The organism is Serratia sarumanii, assembly GCF_029962605.1.
GTDB lineage: Bacteria > Pseudomonadota > Gammaproteobacteria > Enterobacterales > Enterobacteriaceae > Serratia > Serratia sarumanii.
This window is the reverse complement of record NZ_CP124750.1, coordinates 234,360-250,916: the sequence shown is the minus strand read 5'-3', so window position 1 is coordinate 250,916 and position 16,557 is coordinate 234,360. Positions and strand designations below refer to the sequence as shown.

The window sequence follows — 16,557 nt, the reverse complement described above, 5'->3', positions numbered from 1 at the left end:
ATTCAGGGGACGTCGCCGTCCCCTGCTTTCTCTAACTATTCTGCGCTGCGCAGCGATATCTCCCCACCGATGAAGGGCTTGATCTCCCCGTCTTGTTCCAGCAGCAGCGCACCCTGCGAATCGATTCCTCGGGCGATACCCACAATCTGCCGCTCGCCGATAAGCAGCTTGACCGGCCTTTCGATAAAGTTATCCAGGGTACGCCAGCGACCGATAAAGGGTGCCAGCCCGTCTATCTCAAACTGTTTCAACGACTGACGCAGTTCATTAAGCAGGGTTGCAGCCAGCTCATTGCGATCGATCTGAATTCCCGCTTCCTGTAGGTTAATCCATCCTTGAGTAATGGCGCTGGCATTGGTATCACGCATCGCCAGGTTGATGCCGGCACCGATGACCAGTTGAGCCGCATCGCCGGTTTTCCCCGTCAGTTCGACCAGGATCCCCGCCAATTTACGATCGTTCAGGTAGAGATCGTTAGGCCACTTCACGCGCACATCGGCCGCACCGAGACGCTGCAGAACTTCCGCCATCACCATCCCGATCACCAGGCTAAGCCCCATTGCCGCAGCCGGCCCCTGCTCCAATCGCCAGAACATCGACAGGTATAAATTAGCGCCGAATGGCGAGATCCACTGCCGCCCGCGGCGCCCTCGCCCTGCCTGCTGGTATTCAGCGACACAGGCGTCACCAGAGTGCAATTCGGCAATGCGGTCCAGCAAGTATTGGTTGGTGGAATCGACCACCGGCAACACGCTTACACGCTTGTCTTCCAGCAGGCTGAGGATGCGCTCGGCTTCCAACAGCTGGATGGCGCCAGGCAGGCTGTAGCCTTTGCCGGGCACGGTAAAGACATCCAGCCCCCATTCGCGAATGGTCTGAATATGCTTATTGATCGCCGCACGGCTCATGCCCAGTGACTCACCCAGGTGTTCCCCGGAATGAAATTCACCGTCGGCCAGCAGCGCGATCAGTTTTAACGGAACCTTGGTATCTTTCATGACAGCACCGCCACGGCATTCAGCTCACCGGTCGCGCCAATAAAACGCACCTCAGGCTCCAGCCAGACGCCAAATTTATCGGCCACTGTCTTGCGTACGTGGCGCGCCAGCGCCACCACATCTTGGCTGTGGGCGTTGTCGATGTTCACCAGCACCAGCGCCTGCTGACGGTGTACCGCAGCGCCGCCGATACGATATCCTTTCAGTTCGCATTGATCGATAAGCCATCCGGCGGCCAGCTTCACCTGGCCATCCTGCTGCGGATAGTGCGGCATGCCGGGATATTTGGCGATGAGTTCTGCAGCTTTCTCTGCGTTCACCAGCGGATTCTTGAAGAAGCTGCCGGCATTACCGGTTTCACGCGGATCGGGCAGCTTGCTGCGGCGCATGGCGCATACGGATTCAAATACCTGAAGCGGCGTCACCGTGGCGGGATCCAGCTTGGCCAGATCGCCGTAGCTCAATTTGGGTTGCCATTGTTTGTTGAGACGCAGGCCCAGCCCGACAATGACATGCCCGGTTTGGAAACGGTGTTTGAAAATGCTTTCCCGGTAACCGAAACCACACTCGGCAGCCGGAATGCGATCGATAGCACCGGTAGAGAAGTCCAGCAGATCGACATACTCGCAGACGTCTTTCAATTCGACGCCGTAGGCGCCGATGTTCTGGATAGGGGCGGAGCCGGCCAATCCAGGAATCAACGCCAGGTTTTCCAGGCCGCAGATCCCGGCCTGCAGCGTATATTGCACCAGGTCATGCCAGTTTTCACCGGAGCTGACGTGGAGATACCAGGCATCGTTATCTTCCCGAACATCGATACCTTTCAACTGATTGACCATTACCGTGCCAGAAAAATCCTCCAGGAACAGCACGTTGCTACCTTCACCGAGAATCAGCAGCGGCTCCTGACGCTTGCGCGTTTGTTGCCACACTTTGAGCATCAGCTCAATTCTATCGGCCATGATCAGGTGCGCTGCGTTGACCGGGAGCGCAAACGTATTGTGGTTTTTTAAAGACGCGCTTTCAGTAGACATAACGTTCAGTACCCATAAAGAAATAATCTTTCGCCTAGTCTACTCGATTCGAGGCGTCTGGCTAATATTTGTTTTAATTAACGTGAAATTTATCGCCTAATACACTGGAGAATTAAGATTTATCCTTGATATAACCGGATAATTCTCATCAACATCTTCATAAATAGATATTTTTATTATTTAAATAATAATCTGGAGCTATCAATTATATATTTAGCTAGCTTTTTCTCTGACAAAAAACATTATGCTTCCTTATGAAAATAAGCAGCATATGCCAATAGAGGTATTTCTATAAGCAATAAATACAGCCAGGGAATTTATTTTCCCCATAGCAAAAAGCCCTGAACGTCAGTTCAGGGCTTTCGGCTTGGTTTGATGCCTGGCAGTGTCCTACTCTCGCATGGGGAGACCCCACACTACCATCGGCGCTACGGCGTTTCACTTCTGAGTTCGGCATGGGGTCAGGTGGGACCACCGCGCTATTGCCGCCAGGCAAATTCTGTTTCATTCCAACCGCGTCACTCTCGTGTCGCCATCAGAACCAATCTCGGAACTTCGCTGAAAATCTCTTCGTCTCTAAAACACCTTCGGTGTTGTAAGGTTAAGCCTCACGGATCATTAGTACTGGTTAGCTCAATGCATCGCTGCACTTACACACCCAGCCTATCAACGTCTTAGTCTTAAACGTTCCTTCAGGGGCCTTAAAGGCCCAGGGAAGACTCATCTTGAGGCAAGTTTCGCGCTTAGATGCTTTCAGCGCTTATCTTTTCCGCACTTAGCTACCGGGCAATGCCATTGGCATGACAACCCGAACACCAGTGGTGCGTTCACTCCGGTCCTCTCGTACTAGGAGCAACCCCTCTCAATCTTCCAACGCCCACGGCAGATAGGGACCGAACTGTCTCACGACGTTCTAAACCCAGCTCGCGTACCACTTTAAATGGCGAACAGCCATACCCTTGGGACCTACTTCAGCCCCAGGATGTGATGAGCCGACATCGAGGTGCCAAACACCGCCGTCGATATGAACTCTTGGGCGGTATCAGCCTGTTATCCCCGGAGTACCTTTTATCCGTTGAGCGATGGCCCTTCCATTCAGAACCACCGGATCACTAAGACCTACTTTCGTACCTGCTCGAGCCGTCACTCTCGCAGTCAAGCTAGCTTATGCCTTTGCACTAACCTCACGATGTCCGACCGTGATTAGCTAACCTTCGTGCTCCTCCGTTACTCTTTGGGAGGAGACCGCCCCAGTCAAACTACCCACCAGACACTGTCCTCACCCCGGATCACGGGGCCGAGTTAGAACATCAAACATTAAAGGGTGGTATTTCAAGGATGGCTCCACGCAGACTGGCGTCCACGCTTCAAAGCCTCCCACCTATCCTACACATCAAGGCTCAATGTTCAGTGTCAAGCTATAGTAAAGGTTCACGGGGTCTTTCCGTCTTGCCGCGGGTACACTGCATCTTCACAGCGAGTTCAATTTCACTGAGTCTCGGGTGGAGACAGCCTGGCCATCATTACGCCATTCGTGCAGGTCGGAACTTACCCGACAAGGAATTTCGCTACCTTAGGACCGTTATAGTTACGGCCGCCGTTTACTGGGGCTTCGATCAAGAGCTTCGCCTTGCGGCTGACCCCATCAATTAACCTTCCAGCACCGGGCAGGCGTCACACCGTATACGTCCACTTTCGTGTTTGCACAGTGCTGTGTTTTTATTAAACAGTTGCAGCCAGCTGGTATCTTCGACTGGCTTCAGCTCCATCCGCAAGGGACTTCACCTACATGCCAGCGTGCCTTCTCCCGAAGTTACGGCACCATTTTGCCTAGTTCCTTCACCCGAGTTCTCTCAAGCGCCTTGGTATTCTCTACCTGACCACCTGTGTCGGTTTGGGGTACGATTTAATGTTACCTGGAGCTTAGAGGCTTTTCCTGGAAGCAGGGCATCAACTACTTCTGCACCGTAGTGCATCGTCATCACGCCTCAGGGTTAGTATGCAACCGGATTTACCAGGTCACACCCCCTACACGCTTAAACCGGGACAACCGTCGCCCGGCCAGCCTAGCCTTCTCCGTCCCCCCTTCGCAGTAACACCAAGTACAGGAATATTAACCTGTTTCCCATCGACTACGCTTTTCAGCCTCGCCTTAGGGGTCGACTCACCCTGCCCCGATTAACGTTGGACAGGAACCCTTGGTCTTCCGGCGAGCGGGCTTTTCACCCGCTTTATCGTTACTTATGTCAGCATTCGCACTTCTGATACCTCCAGCAACCCTCACAGGCCACCTTCAACGGCTTACAGAACGCTCCCCTACCCAACAACGCCTAAGCGTCGCTGCCGCAGCTTCGGTGCATGGTTTAGCCCCGTTACATCTTCCGCGCAGGCCGACTCGACCAGTGAGCTATTACGCTTTCTTTAAATGATGGCTGCTTCTAAGCCAACATCCTGGCTGTCTATGCCTTCCCACATCGTTTCCCACTTAACCATGACTTTGGGACCTTAGCTGGCGGTCTGGGTTGTTTCCCTCTTCACGACGGACGTTAGCACCCGCCGTGTGTCTCCCGTGATAACATTCTTCGGTATTCGGAGTTTGCATCGGTTTGGTAAGCCGGGATGGCCCCCTAGCCGAAACAGTGCTCTACCCCCGAAGATGAGTTCACGAGGCGCTACCTAAATAGCTTTCGGGGAGAACCAGCTATCTCCCGGTTTGATTGGCCTTTCACCCCCAGCCACAAGTCATCCGCTAATTTTTCAACATTAGTCGGTTCGGTCCTCCAGTTAGTGTTACCCAACCTTCAACCTGCCCATGGCTAGATCACCGGGTTTCGGGTCTATACCTTGCAACTATTCGCCCAGTTAAGACTCGGTTTCCCTACGGCTCCCCTATACGGTTAACCTTGCTACAAAATATAAGTCGCTGACCCATTATACAAAAGGTACGCAGTCACACCACGAAGGTGCTCCCACTGCTTGTACGTACACGGTTTCAGGTTCTATTTCACTCCCCTCGCCGGGGTTCTTTTCGCCTTTCCCTCACGGTACTGGTTCACTATCGGTCAGTCAGGAGTATTTAGCCTTGGAGGATGGTCCCCCCATATTCAGACAGGATGTCACGTGTCCCGCCCTACTCATCGAACTCACGACCTGTGCATTTTAGTGTACGGGGCTATCACCCTTTGCTGCGCGACTTTCCAGACGCTTCCACTAACACACAAGCCGATTCAGGTTCTGGGCTCCTCCCCGTTCGCTCGCCGCTACTGGGGGAATCTCGGTTGATTTCTTTTCCTCGGGGTACTTAGATGTTTCAGTTCCCCCGGTTCGCCTCATGCCACTATGTATTCATGACATGATAGTGTGTCGAAACACACTGGGTTTCCCCATTCGGGTATCGCCGGTTATAACGGTTCATATCACCTTACCGACGCTTTTCGCAGATTAGCACGCCCTTCATCGCCTCTGACTGCCTAGGCATCCACCGTGTACGCTTAGTCACTTAACCTCACAACCCGAAGATGTTTCCATCGTTCAAGTTGCAAACATTTGAGAGACTCTATGACAGGTTACTCTTCATTCCGGTACTTCTACGGAGGAATGAATTTCAGCCGTCATGTTTCAATTTTCAGCTTGTTCCAGATTGTTAAAGAGCAATATCTTAAACATGACTCGAAAGTCATCTTTAAGATATGGTGTATCGTCAGATACTGAAGACCGCCGCTTTCACCGGGTGGGTCGGAAGCTTGGCGTCCCCTAGGGGATTCGAACCCCTGTTACCGCCGTGAAAGGGCGGTGTCCTAGGCCTCTAGACGAAGGGGACACGACACCGTACTTTTATGACGCTTTTGCTCGTTACTTTTTCATCAGACAATCTGTGTGAGCACGCCACTCGAAGCAATATCTTTAGGTAAGGAGGTGATCCAACCGCAGGTTCCCCTACGGTTACCTTGTTACGACTTCACCCCAGTCATGAATCACAAAGTGGTAAGCGCCCTCCCGAAGGTTAAGCTACCTACTTCTTTTGCAACCCACTCCCATGGTGTGACGGGCGGTGTGTACAAGGCCCGGGAACGTATTCACCGTAGCATTCTGATCTACGATTACTAGCGATTCCGACTTCATGGAGTCGAGTTGCAGACTCCAATCCGGACTACGACGTACTTTATGAGGTCCGCTTGCTCTCGCGAGGTCGCTTCTCTTTGTATACGCCATTGTAGCACGTGTGTAGCCCTACTCGTAAGGGCCATGATGACTTGACGTCATCCCCACCTTCCTCCAGTTTATCACTGGCAGTCTCCTTTGAGTTCCCGGCCGAACCGCTGGCAACAAAGGATAAGGGTTGCGCTCGTTGCGGGACTTAACCCAACATTTCACAACACGAGCTGACGACAGCCATGCAGCACCTGTCTCAGAGTTCCCGAAGGCACCAATCCATCTCTGGAAAGTTCTCTGGATGTCAAGAGTAGGTAAGGTTCTTCGCGTTGCATCGAATTAAACCACATGCTCCACCGCTTGTGCGGGCCCCCGTCAATTCATTTGAGTTTTAACCTTGCGGCCGTACTCCCCAGGCGGTCGATTTAACGCGTTAGCTCCGGAAGCCACGCCTCAAGGGCACAACCTCCAAATCGACATCGTTTACAGCGTGGACTACCAGGGTATCTAATCCTGTTTGCTCCCCACGCTTTCGCACCTGAGCGTCAGTCTTCGTCCAGGGGGCCGCCTTCGCCACCGGTATTCCTCCAGATCTCTACGCATTTCACCGCTACACCTGGAATTCTACCCCCCTCTACGAGACTCTAGCTTGCCAGTTTCAAATGCAGTTCCCAGGTTGAGCCCGGGGATTTCACATCTGACTTAACAAACCGCCTGCGTGCGCTTTACGCCCAGTAATTCCGATTAACGCTTGCACCCTCCGTATTACCGCGGCTGCTGGCACGGAGTTAGCCGGTGCTTCTTCTGCGAGTAACGTCAATTGATGAGCGTATTAAACTCACCACCTTCCTCCTCGCTGAAAGTGCTTTACAACCCGAAGGCCTTCTTCACACACGCGGCATGGCTGCATCAGGCTTGCGCCCATTGTGCAATATTCCCCACTGCTGCCTCCCGTAGGAGTCTGGACCGTGTCTCAGTTCCAGTGTGGCTGGTCATCCTCTCAGACCAGCTAGGGATCGTCGCCTAGGTGAGCCATTACCCCACCTACTAGCTAATCCCATCTGGGCACATCTGATGGCAAGAGGCCCGAAGGTCCCCCTCTTTGGTCTTGCGACGTTATGCGGTATTAGCTACCGTTTCCAGTAGTTATCCCCCTCCATCAGGCAGTTTCCCAGACATTACTCACCCGTCCGCCGCTCGTCACCCAGGGAGCAAGCTCCCCTGTGCTACCGCTCGACTTGCATGTGTTAAGCCTGCCGCCAGCGTTCAATCTGAGCCATGATCAAACTCTTCAATTAAAAGCTTGATGTGCTTCCACTCGAGAAGCGATGCTCAAAGATTTACTGCATGAATTTTACTTCAGTTAGTCACTCTTCAAGACTTGATATTTTTTTGCATCCGAAGATGCTGGATATCGTCTTGTGGAGTGCCCACACAGATTGTCTGATAAATTGTTAAAGAGCAGTGCCGAGAAACTCATCGGCGCGGGCTGCGTATAATACGCTTTTAGCCCGGAGAGTCAAGCATTTATTTTGCTTTCTTTTCGCTGACCCGGCGGCTTGTCAGTCGTTGTTCCCGGTCAGTGGAGGCGCATTATAGGGAGTTCTCGGCAGGCCGCAACCCCTAAATGCAAAAAACTTTTCAAGCGCGGATTTTTTCGGCAAAACGCTGGCCAAACCCGCGTTTTTGTCACTTTTCGTACGGGATCTGGCTAAATTCCTGGGCGAAACGATCGACCTGCTGCCAATCGGTGTACTCCACTTCCTTACTGGTATCCGTTTCACCACCCGTCATACGCATAATAAATTGAATCATGATGCGGTCGAACCAGCGATAGCGCGGATAACGCAATGCGCCGGCAAACACCGCGCACTGTTTTGGCTGCCACGGCGAGGCCAGCAGAAACTTGCGGGTATAAGCGTTGGTTTGCGGCGAGCGCTTTTCCGGTTTGCGCGCCGTCAGGTTCACGGCAAAGAACGCGCTCGGCATTCGATTCAGCTGCTCGGCATGACGTTTGACGAATTTATCCAACACCGGGTTAAAGTGCCCGTAACGGATAGAAGCACCGATCATCACCAGCTGATACTGATTAAGGTCGACCTGTTCCGCCTGCAGCAGATCGATCACCTCACAGCGCAGCGTATCCTGCAATTTGCTTGCTATATAAGAAGCGATAGCACGTGTTTGCCCGTCACGGCTCGAATAAAGTATCAATGCCTTCATGGCGTACTCCTTATATCAGGCTCACTCACGCCAGAAGGTTGGCGTGAACAGCACCAGCAATGTAAACACTTCCAGGCGCCCGAACAGCATCGTCACCACCAGGATCCACTTGGCCGCCGCCGGCATCGTGGTGAAGTTATCCGCCACTACGCCCAGGCCGGGGCCGAGGTTATTCAGCGTTGCCGTCACTGCGGCAAACGCGGAGAAATCATCAACGCCGGTAGCAATGATCGCCAGCATGCTGACGATAAACACCAGCGCATAGGCGGAGAAAAATCCCCACACCGCCTCCAGAATGCGTTCCGGCAGCGCGCGGTTGCCCAATTTGATGGTATAGACCGCGTTAGGGTGCACCAGCCTTTTCAACTCGCGCGAGCCCTGCAGGTACAACAGCAGAATACGGATCACCTTCAGGCCGCCGCCGGTCGAGCCGGCGCAGCCGCCGATGAATGCCGAACACAACAACAGCATCGGCAGGAACAGCGGCCACTTGGCGATGCTGTCGGTCGTAAAACCGGCCGTAGTCGCCATCGATACCACCTGGAAGAACGCCTGATTGAGCGTTTCCATACCGCTCTTATAGACGCCATGACCCCAGAGCACCAACGTGCACACCACCACCAGCGTCAGCTGGACGAAGATGAACATGCGGAATTCAGGATCGCGCCCGTATACCTTCAGACTGCGGCCGCTGAGCAAAGCGAAGTGCAGGCCGTAGTTACAGCCGGAAATCAGCAGGAACACGGCGATGATGGTGTTGATGGTCGGACTGGCGTAATAACCGATACTGGCGTCGTGGGTAGAAAAGCCGCCGATGGCGATGGTCGAGAAACTGTGGCCGATGGCATCGAACACCGACATTCCTGCTCCCCAGAGCGCCAGCGCACAGGCTACGGTCAGCAACACATAGATTAGCCACAGGGTTTTGGCTGTTTCGGCGATGCGTGGGCGCATTTTGTTATCTTTCAGCGGCCCGGGCATTTCTGCCCGATACAGCTGCATGCCGCCGACGCCGAGTATCGGCAGTATCGCCACCGCCAACACGATGATCCCCATGCCGCCCATCCATTGCAGCATTTGGCGATAGAACAGAATGGCCTTCGGCAGCGAATCCAGTCCCACCAGCGTCGTCGCACCGGTGGTCGTCAGCCCCGAGAAGGATTCAAAGAAGGCGTCGGTCAGCGACAAGTTGGGCCGTTCAGAAAACAGGAACGGCAATGCCCCCACGCTGCCCAGCACGGTCCAGAACAGCACGACGATCAGGAAGCCTTCGCGGGGTTTCAGTTCGTGTTTCTGTTTGCGGTTCGGCCACCACAGCATCAGACCGATGGTCAGCGCCACGAAGAAGGTTTGGCTGAACGCGCGCCCCGCCCCATCGCGGTAAATCAATGCCACCAGGCCGGGAATAAACATCGTCCCGGAGAACAGGATGACCAGCAGACCAACGATACGGGTTATGGCGCGAAAATGCATTTCAGCACGATCCTTAGCAATTCAATTGGGAGGAATTATTGCGAAATGGGGGTTAATTGCAAATTACCGCGACTAAGATCACGCAATTTATTCCCAAACAGCTCGACCTCCGTGGCCGGCAACGCCAGATGCAGCACGACGGCGGCGCCGTATTCACCCTGCAGGATCCGACCTGCGGTTTGCTGCAGCAAGTTCCCCACCAACGCCAACTGCGCATAGTCGCACTGCAAGATATATTCGGCTTCCGGCACCTTTTGAGCCAACGCCAGCTGCTTCAACGCCTGTTGAACACCGTTGCCATAGGCTTTCACCAATCCGCCGGTGCCCAGCTTGACACCGCCGTAGTAACGAACGACCACGGCGGTCACTTCCCCGATGCCGCTGCCCATGAGCTGCGCGAGGATCGGTTTGCCGGCGGTACCCGACGGCTCTCCGTCGTCGGAGAATCCCAACTGCTGCGAGTCATCGGGGCTGCCGGCGACGAAGGCCCAACAATGGTGCCGCGCCGCCGGGTGTTCATCCCGCACCTGCTGAATAAACGTCTTGGCCGCTTCTACCCCGCAGGTCGGCGCCAGCAGGGTGATAAAACGGCTCTTCTTTATTTCTTCGGTAAAGCAGGTTGCTTCCGCCGGTATCGGATACGGCCGCATCAGGCCAGGTTCAGATCGCGCGTCATGTTCTCGATGCGCTTTTCGTGGATCACGATGTTGTCTTCGATGCGGATGCCGCCATACGGCTTCAGCGCATCGATGCGATCCCAGGCGAAGTGCTGCTTGAACTCACCGCTGCGCCACGGCGCCAACAGAGACTCGATGAAGTACAGACCCGGCTCGATGGTCAACACCATGCCCGGCTGCAACACGCGGGTACAACGCAGGAACGGATACTTGGCCGGGGCCGCCAGATGGGTGCCTTGTTCGTCCTGCATAAAGCCGGCGGCGTCGTGCACCTGCAGGCCCAGCGGGTGGCCCAGCCCGTGCGGCAGGAACGGCGTAGTGATGCCCGTTTCAACCATCGCCTCTTCGCTGAGGCCGTTCACCAGCTTGTGATTCTTGAGCAGCTTGGCGATGCGCTGGTGCATCTGCACATGGTAGTCGGTATAGCGCACGCCGGTTTTGATGGTGTCGATCAGCGCCAGCTGTTCACCGTTGAGATCTTTCACCAGATGGGCGAATTCGCTGCCGTTTTGCGCTGCGTAGGTGCGGGTCAGATCGGCGGCGTAGCCGTTGTATTCCGCGCCGGCGTCGATCAGGAAACTCAGGGATTCGGCCGGCGGCTGATGATCCAGCTTGGTGTAGTGCAGTACCGAAGCGTGTTCGTTCAGCGCCACGATGTTGTCGTAAGGCACGTCGGTATCGCGGTGGCCTGTCGCCGTGAGGTAGGCCAGATTGATGTCGAACTCGCTCATGCCGGAGAGGAAGGCTTCATGCGCCGCACGATGGCCGGTTACCGCCGTCTTCTGCGCTTCGCGCATGCAGGCCAGCTCATAGCCGGTTTTGATCGAACGGTGGAAATCCAGGTAGTTCAACACCGCTTTCGGGTTGATGTTTTCCGAAGGGATGCCGAGATCGCGGGCGCGCTGTTGCGCATAACCGATATAGCCCACGCGCTCGCGCTGCGGCGGAAGCTGCTGGGCGATAGCGTCGGCGTTGGCCAGCGGCATCAATTCAAGGGATTTGGTCCAGAAACTGTCCGGCAGCGGCTCTACACTGTGCCAGTAGTCAACCGGGGAGTAGAACCACAGCTTCGGCTTGTTGACGCCATCAATCCACAACCAGCAGTTCGGCACCGACGTCACCGGCACCCAGGCTTTGAAATGCGCGTTCACTTTGAACGGATAGCTATGGTCGTCCAAAAATACCTTTTGCAGTTCACCGGAGTGAATCAGCAGCGCATCCAACTTGTTGCGCTCCAGCACTTCGCGCGCGCGTTTTTGCAGCTCTGCCAGGTGGTCGTTATACAAAGAAGCCAGCGTTTCCATCACATTACCCTTATGCCTTAGCACGAAAGAAGTCATCTTAACACAGCGCTCCGGCGCACCAACCTCATTGCGTTGGGCATGCGGAGCAGCTCGCAATTCCCGGCAAATGCCGTTACATCCGCAGTTTAACCTTAGCCAGCCGAGTGCCATCTTCAGCCCCGCATCGTCGTCGCCATGACACCAGCCGCCTTATTCAGCCTAACCTCACCTGAATGATAAATCGCCGCTGGCAAGTGTATGAAGACCGACAACCGCCAGCAAATGCCGATAGCACATAAAATATAACTTCGTTTTAAATCAAAACGCTAACTTGGTGAGATGTGATCAGACCAGCAAATATGCAATCTCTCATTTGCATATTTTTAACATAAAAACCACACTCCTCATCATCTGGTCATACCAGATCATACGCTGATTCAGGAGATAGACATGCTCTACCAAGGCGAAACATTACAACTGCACTGGCTCGATAACGGCATCGCCGAGCTGGTGTTCAACGCACCGGGCTCGGTCAACAAGCTGGACACCCGCACCGTCGCCAGCCTGGGCGAAGCGCTCACCGTGCTGGAAAACCAGCCTGAGCTGAAAGGGCTGCTGCTGCGTTCCTCCAAAGCCGCGTTTATCGTCGGCGCCGATATCACCGAATTCCTTTCTCTGTTCGCCGCACCGGCTGAAAAGCTGCAAGAGTGGCTGGTGTTCGCCAACAATGTCTTTAACCGGCTGGAAGATTTGCCGGTGCCGACCATTTCGGCCATTAACGGCTATGCGCTCGGCGGCGGTTGCGAATGCATTCTGGCGACCGATTTCCGCGTCGCCTCACCGGACGCGCGCATCGGCCTGCCGGAAACCAAATTGGGCATCATGCCGGGCTTCGGCGGTTCCGTCCGCCTGCCGCGCCTGCTGGGTAACGACAGCGCGCTGGAAATCATCGCCGCCGGCAAAGACGTCAGCGCCAAAGAGGCGCTGAAAGTCGGCCTGGTGGATGCGGTGGTGGCACCGGAAAAACTGGCCGAAGCGGCGCTCAACATGCTGCAACAGGCGATCGACGGCAAGCTGGACTGGCGCGCCGCGCGTCAACCTAAGCTGGAGCCGCTGAAACTCAGCCCGATTGAAGCGGCGATGAGCTTCACCACCGCCAAAGGCATGGTGCTGCAGACCGCCGGTAAACATTACCCGGCGCCGATGACCGCGGTGAAGACCATTGAAGCCGCCGCCAAGCTGGGCCGCGATGAAGCGCTGAAACTGGAAACCGCCAGCTTCGTGCCGTTGGCGCGTTCCAACGAAGCGCGCGCGCTGGTCGGCATCTTCCTCAACGATCAGTTCGTGAAGGGCCAGGCGAAAAAGCTGGCCAAGAATGTGGATGCGCCGAAACAGGCGGCGGTGCTGGGCGCCGGCATCATGGGCGGCGGCATCGCTTACCAATCGGCGCTGAAAGGCGTGCCGGTGATCATGAAAGACATCAGCGACAAGTCGCTGACGCTGGGCATGAGCGAAGCGGCCAAGCTGCTCAATAAGCAACTGGAACGCGGCAAGCTGGATGGCCTGAAAATGGCACAGGTGCTGTCGACCATTCAGCCGACGCTGGACTATGCTGGTATCGAACGCGCGCAGGTGATCGTCGAAGCGGTCGTCGAGAACCCGAAAGTCAAAGCCGCCGTGCTGTCGGAAGTGGAAACCCTGATCGGTGAGGACACCGTGCTGGCGTCGAACACCTCGACCATTCCGATTAATCACCTGGCAAAATCGCTGAAGCGCCCGCAAAACTTCTGCGGCATGCACTTCTTTAACCCGGTACACCGCATGCCACTGGTTGAAATCATTCGCGGCGAACAGACCAGCGATGACACCATCGCCAAGGTGGTGGCCTACGCTAGCCGCATGGGCAAAACGCCGATCGTGGTGAACGACTGCCCGGGCTTCTTCGTCAACCGCGTGCTGTTCCCGTATTTCGCCGGCTTCAGCCTGCTGCTGCGCGACGGCGCCGACTTCCGTCAGATCGATAAAGTGATGGAAAAACAGTTCGGCTGGCCGATGGGCCCGGCCTACCTGCTCGACGTCGTGGGCATCGACACCGCGCATCATGCGCAGGCGGTAATGGCCGCCGGCTTCCCGGATCGCATGAGCAAAGACTACCGCGACGCCATTGACGTGATGTTCGACAACCAGCGCTTCGGTCAGAAAAATCAGCTGGGCTTCTACCGCTACAGCCAGGACAGCAAAGGCAAACCGCGCAAGGACAACGACGAGCAGACCGATGCGCTGCTGGCCGAAGTGAGCAAACCGCGCCAGACCATCAGCGACGAAGAAATCATCGCGCGCATGATGATCCCGATGATCAACGAAGTGGTTCGCTGCCTGGAAGAGAAGATCGTCGCCAGCCCGGCGGAAGCCGATATGGCGTTGGTCTACGGCATTGGCTTCCCTCCGTTCCACGGCGGCGCGTTCCGCTACCTGGATACGCTCGGCACCGCCAACTACGTTGAGCTGGCCCAGCGTTACGCACACCTCGGCGCCCTGTATCAGGTGCCGGCCGGTCTGCGCGCCAAGGCCGAACGCAATGAAAGCTACTACCCGGTGGCGACACCGCTGTCCGACGTCGCTACCCGCCAACCGGCATGAGGTCATAAAGATGGAAAACGTAGTTATTGTTGATGCCGTACGCACGCCGATGGGCCGCTCCAAGGGCGGCGCCTTCCGCCAGGTGCGCGCCGAAGATCTCTCCGCTCACCTGATGCGTGAAGTGCTGAGCCGCAACCCGGCGCTGGACGCCGCCGAGATCGATGATATTTACTGGGGCTGCGTACAGCAGACGCTGGAACAAGGCTTCAACATCGCCCGCAACGCCGCGCTGCTGGCCGAGATCCCGCACCGCGTGCCGGCGGTGACCGTCAATCGCCTATGCGGCTCTTCGATGCAGGCGCTGCACGACGCGGCGCGCGCCATCATGGTTGGCGACGCACACGTCAGCCTGATCGGCGGCGTGGAACACATGGGCCATGTGCCGATGAACCACGGCGTGGACTTCCATCCGGGGCTGAGCCGCAGCGTGGCCAAAGCCGCCGGGATGATGGGGCTGACCGCCGAAATGCTGGCCAAGATGCACAACATCAGCCGCCAGATGCAGGATGAGTTCGCCGCCCGCTCCCACCAGCGCGCGCATGCGGCGACGCTGGCGGGTTACTTCAAAAACGAGATCATACCGACCAACGGTCACGACGCCGATGGCGTGCTGACCCGTTACGATTTCGATGAAGTCATTCGCCCGGAAACCACCGTCGAAAGCCTGTCGGCCCTGCGTCCGGCGTTCGATCCGGTCAACGGCACCGTCACCGCCGGCAGTTCTTCCGCCCTGTCGGACGGCGCTTCCGCCATGCTGCTGATGAGCGAATCGCGCGCCAAAGCGCTCGGTTTGAAGGCCCGCGCCCGCATCCGCTCGATGGCGGTCGTCGGCTGCGATCCTTCCATCATGGGTTACGGCCCGGTGCCGGCCAGCAAGCTGGCGCTGAAACGCGCCGGTCTGAGCGTGCAGGACATCGATCTGTTCGAGCTGAACGAAGCGTTCGCCGCCCAGTCGCTGCCGTGCATCAAGGATCTGGGGCTGATGGACAGCATCGACGACAAGATCAACCTGAACGGCGGCGCCATCGCGCTCGGCCACCCGCTGGGGTGTTCAGGCTCCCGCATCTCGACCACCCTGTTGAACAACATGGAACGTCGCGACGCGCAGTTCGGCCTGGCGACCATGTGCATCGGCCTGGGTCAGGGCATCGCCACCGTCTTTGAACGCGTTTAGCTGTGTCTATCTTGGGATGACCGCGTCACCACTTCAAATCGCGGCATCCCGCCAAGTTTAGTTGCCGTTCTTCCCGCCTGTCAGGGGCGGGTTTTTTATGCCTGACGTTTGCCAGCGCCCAAATAATAACGGGGCGACCCTCGGCCACCCCGTTCACTGCACATAGCATCGGTCAGATAAACGAAAACGCGTCGCCGAACATATGCGCTTCCAGCGCGCCGCGCTCGGCGCAGAAACGCTCACGGGCGATTTTCGCCATCTCGAAACGCCCGGCGATATAGATGTCGTGCTCCGCCAGCGTGCCGAAATCCTGCAGCACCGCGCTGAGCACGGTGCCGCTGCGGCCGCGCCATTCGGCTTCCGGCTGCTCGACCACCGGGATCACCTTCAGATTCGGATGCTGCAACGACAGCGCTTCCAGCTCGCTCAGATCGTACAGGTGCTTCAGCTCACGCCCGCCCCAGTAGATAGAAATATCGCGATCGGGCTGCTGCTCCAACGCGGTCAACAGGATTGAACGCGCATAAGAGAAACCGGTGCCGCCGGCGATCAGCACCAGCGGACGGCTGCCTTCTTCCCGCAGCCAGGCGTCGCCGTGCGGCACGTCGACGGTGATCGCCTGCTCTTTCAGGATGCGATCCATCACCGCCATGGCGTACAGATTCAGCTCCGAAGCGCCGATGTGCAGCTCAATGTAATCTTGCTGCGTCGGGGTTGATGCCAGCGAGAACGGACGCTTGTCGCGCTCGTCCATCACCACCATCAGATATTGCCCTGCCTTGAAAGAAAACGGCTGCTCAGGCACCAGACGTACCCGATAAACCGTATCGGTAATGGCCTCTACCGAGGTCACTTTACAGCTCAATATTGTCATGCGTTCCCTCTGTCGGGTCATCAATGCAA

General features: G+C 56.2%; 9 protein-coding genes, 1 tRNA gene and 3 rRNA genes. 2 read left to right on the top strand and 11 right to left on the bottom strand.

The window, feature by feature from the left end:
• Window positions 1-35: 35 nt before the first annotated feature.
• The 10 genes from birA to pepQ form a co-directional block, all read right to left on the bottom strand.
• Window positions 36-998: a bifunctional biotin--[acetyl-CoA-carboxylase] ligase/biotin operon repressor BirA gene (gene birA / locus SSARUM_RS01140; RefSeq protein ID WP_060431318.1), complete on the bottom strand. Its 963-nt coding sequence runs from the start codon at window positions 996-998 to the stop codon at window positions 36-38.
• The gene (murB, locus tag SSARUM_RS01135) at window positions 995-2,032 is read right to left on the bottom strand and encodes a UDP-N-acetylmuramate dehydrogenase (RefSeq protein ID WP_033636715.1); all 1,038 of its coding nucleotides are present in this window, start codon (window positions 2,030-2,032) and stop codon (window positions 995-997) included. Before murB ends, birA begins: the two co-directional genes overlap by 4 nt.
• 377 nt (window positions 2,033-2,409) lie before the next feature.
• Window positions 2,410-2,525 (bottom strand): 5S ribosomal RNA (rrf, locus tag SSARUM_RS01130).
• A 104-nt stretch (window positions 2,526-2,629) separates the two neighbouring features.
• A 23S ribosomal RNA gene (locus SSARUM_RS01125) occupies window positions 2,630-5,537 on the bottom strand.
• 239 nt (window positions 5,538-5,776) lie between these two features.
• Window positions 5,777-5,852 (bottom strand) — tRNA-Glu (locus tag SSARUM_RS01120).
• An 88-nt stretch (window positions 5,853-5,940) separates the two neighbouring features.
• Window positions 5,941-7,482, bottom strand: a 16S ribosomal RNA gene (locus tag SSARUM_RS01115).
• Together the 16S, 23S and 5S rRNA genes with 1 tRNA gene alongside form the textbook arrangement of a ribosomal RNA operon.
• 391 nt (window positions 7,483-7,873) lie before the next feature.
• Entirely contained in the window at window positions 7,874-8,407 is a 534-nt protein-coding gene (gene hemG / locus SSARUM_RS01110; RefSeq protein ID WP_047569749.1) for a menaquinone-dependent protoporphyrinogen IX dehydrogenase, read from the bottom strand.
• A gap of 21 nt (window positions 8,408-8,428) precedes the next feature.
• Complete coding sequence (trkH, locus tag SSARUM_RS01105) at window positions 8,429-9,880, bottom strand: Trk system potassium transporter TrkH (protein ID WP_004934492.1); 1,452 nt, start codon at window positions 9,878-9,880, stop codon at window positions 8,429-8,431.
• A 35-nt stretch (window positions 9,881-9,915) separates the two neighbouring features.
• Complete coding sequence (locus SSARUM_RS01100) at window positions 9,916-10,530, bottom strand: IMPACT family protein (protein WP_060431187.1); 615 nt, start codon at window positions 10,528-10,530, stop codon at window positions 9,916-9,918.
• Window positions 10,530-11,861, bottom strand: a complete 1,332-nt coding sequence (gene pepQ / locus SSARUM_RS01095) for a Xaa-Pro dipeptidase (protein WP_060431189.1) — start codon at window positions 11,859-11,861, stop codon at window positions 10,530-10,532. The genes SSARUM_RS01100 and pepQ overlap by 1 nt, the downstream gene beginning before the upstream one ends.
• Window positions 11,862-12,290: 429 nt before the next feature.
• On the opposite strand from pepQ, the gene fadB reads away from it, so the two are divergent.
• Together fadB and fadA are read left to right on the top strand one after the other, a co-directional pair.
• Window positions 12,291-14,480 carry a fatty acid oxidation complex subunit alpha FadB gene (fadB, locus tag SSARUM_RS01090; protein ID WP_039568036.1) on the top strand — a complete coding sequence of 730 codons (2,190 nt, stop codon included), beginning with the start codon at window positions 12,291-12,293 and terminating at the stop codon, window positions 14,478-14,480.
• 10 nt (window positions 14,481-14,490) lie between these two features.
• Window positions 14,491-15,654, top strand: coding sequence for an acetyl-CoA C-acyltransferase FadA (gene fadA / locus SSARUM_RS01085; protein ID WP_025304928.1), 1,164 nt, complete (start codon window positions 14,491-14,493; stop codon window positions 15,652-15,654).
• Window positions 15,655-15,826: 172 nt separating this feature from the next.
• Here the strand turns inward: fadA and fre are convergent, their stop codons facing one another.
• Window positions 15,827-16,528, bottom strand: a complete 702-nt coding sequence (gene fre / locus SSARUM_RS01080) for an NAD(P)H-flavin reductase (RefSeq protein ID WP_004934474.1) — start codon at window positions 16,526-16,528, stop codon at window positions 15,827-15,829.
• Window positions 16,529-16,557 lie beyond the last annotated feature (29 nt).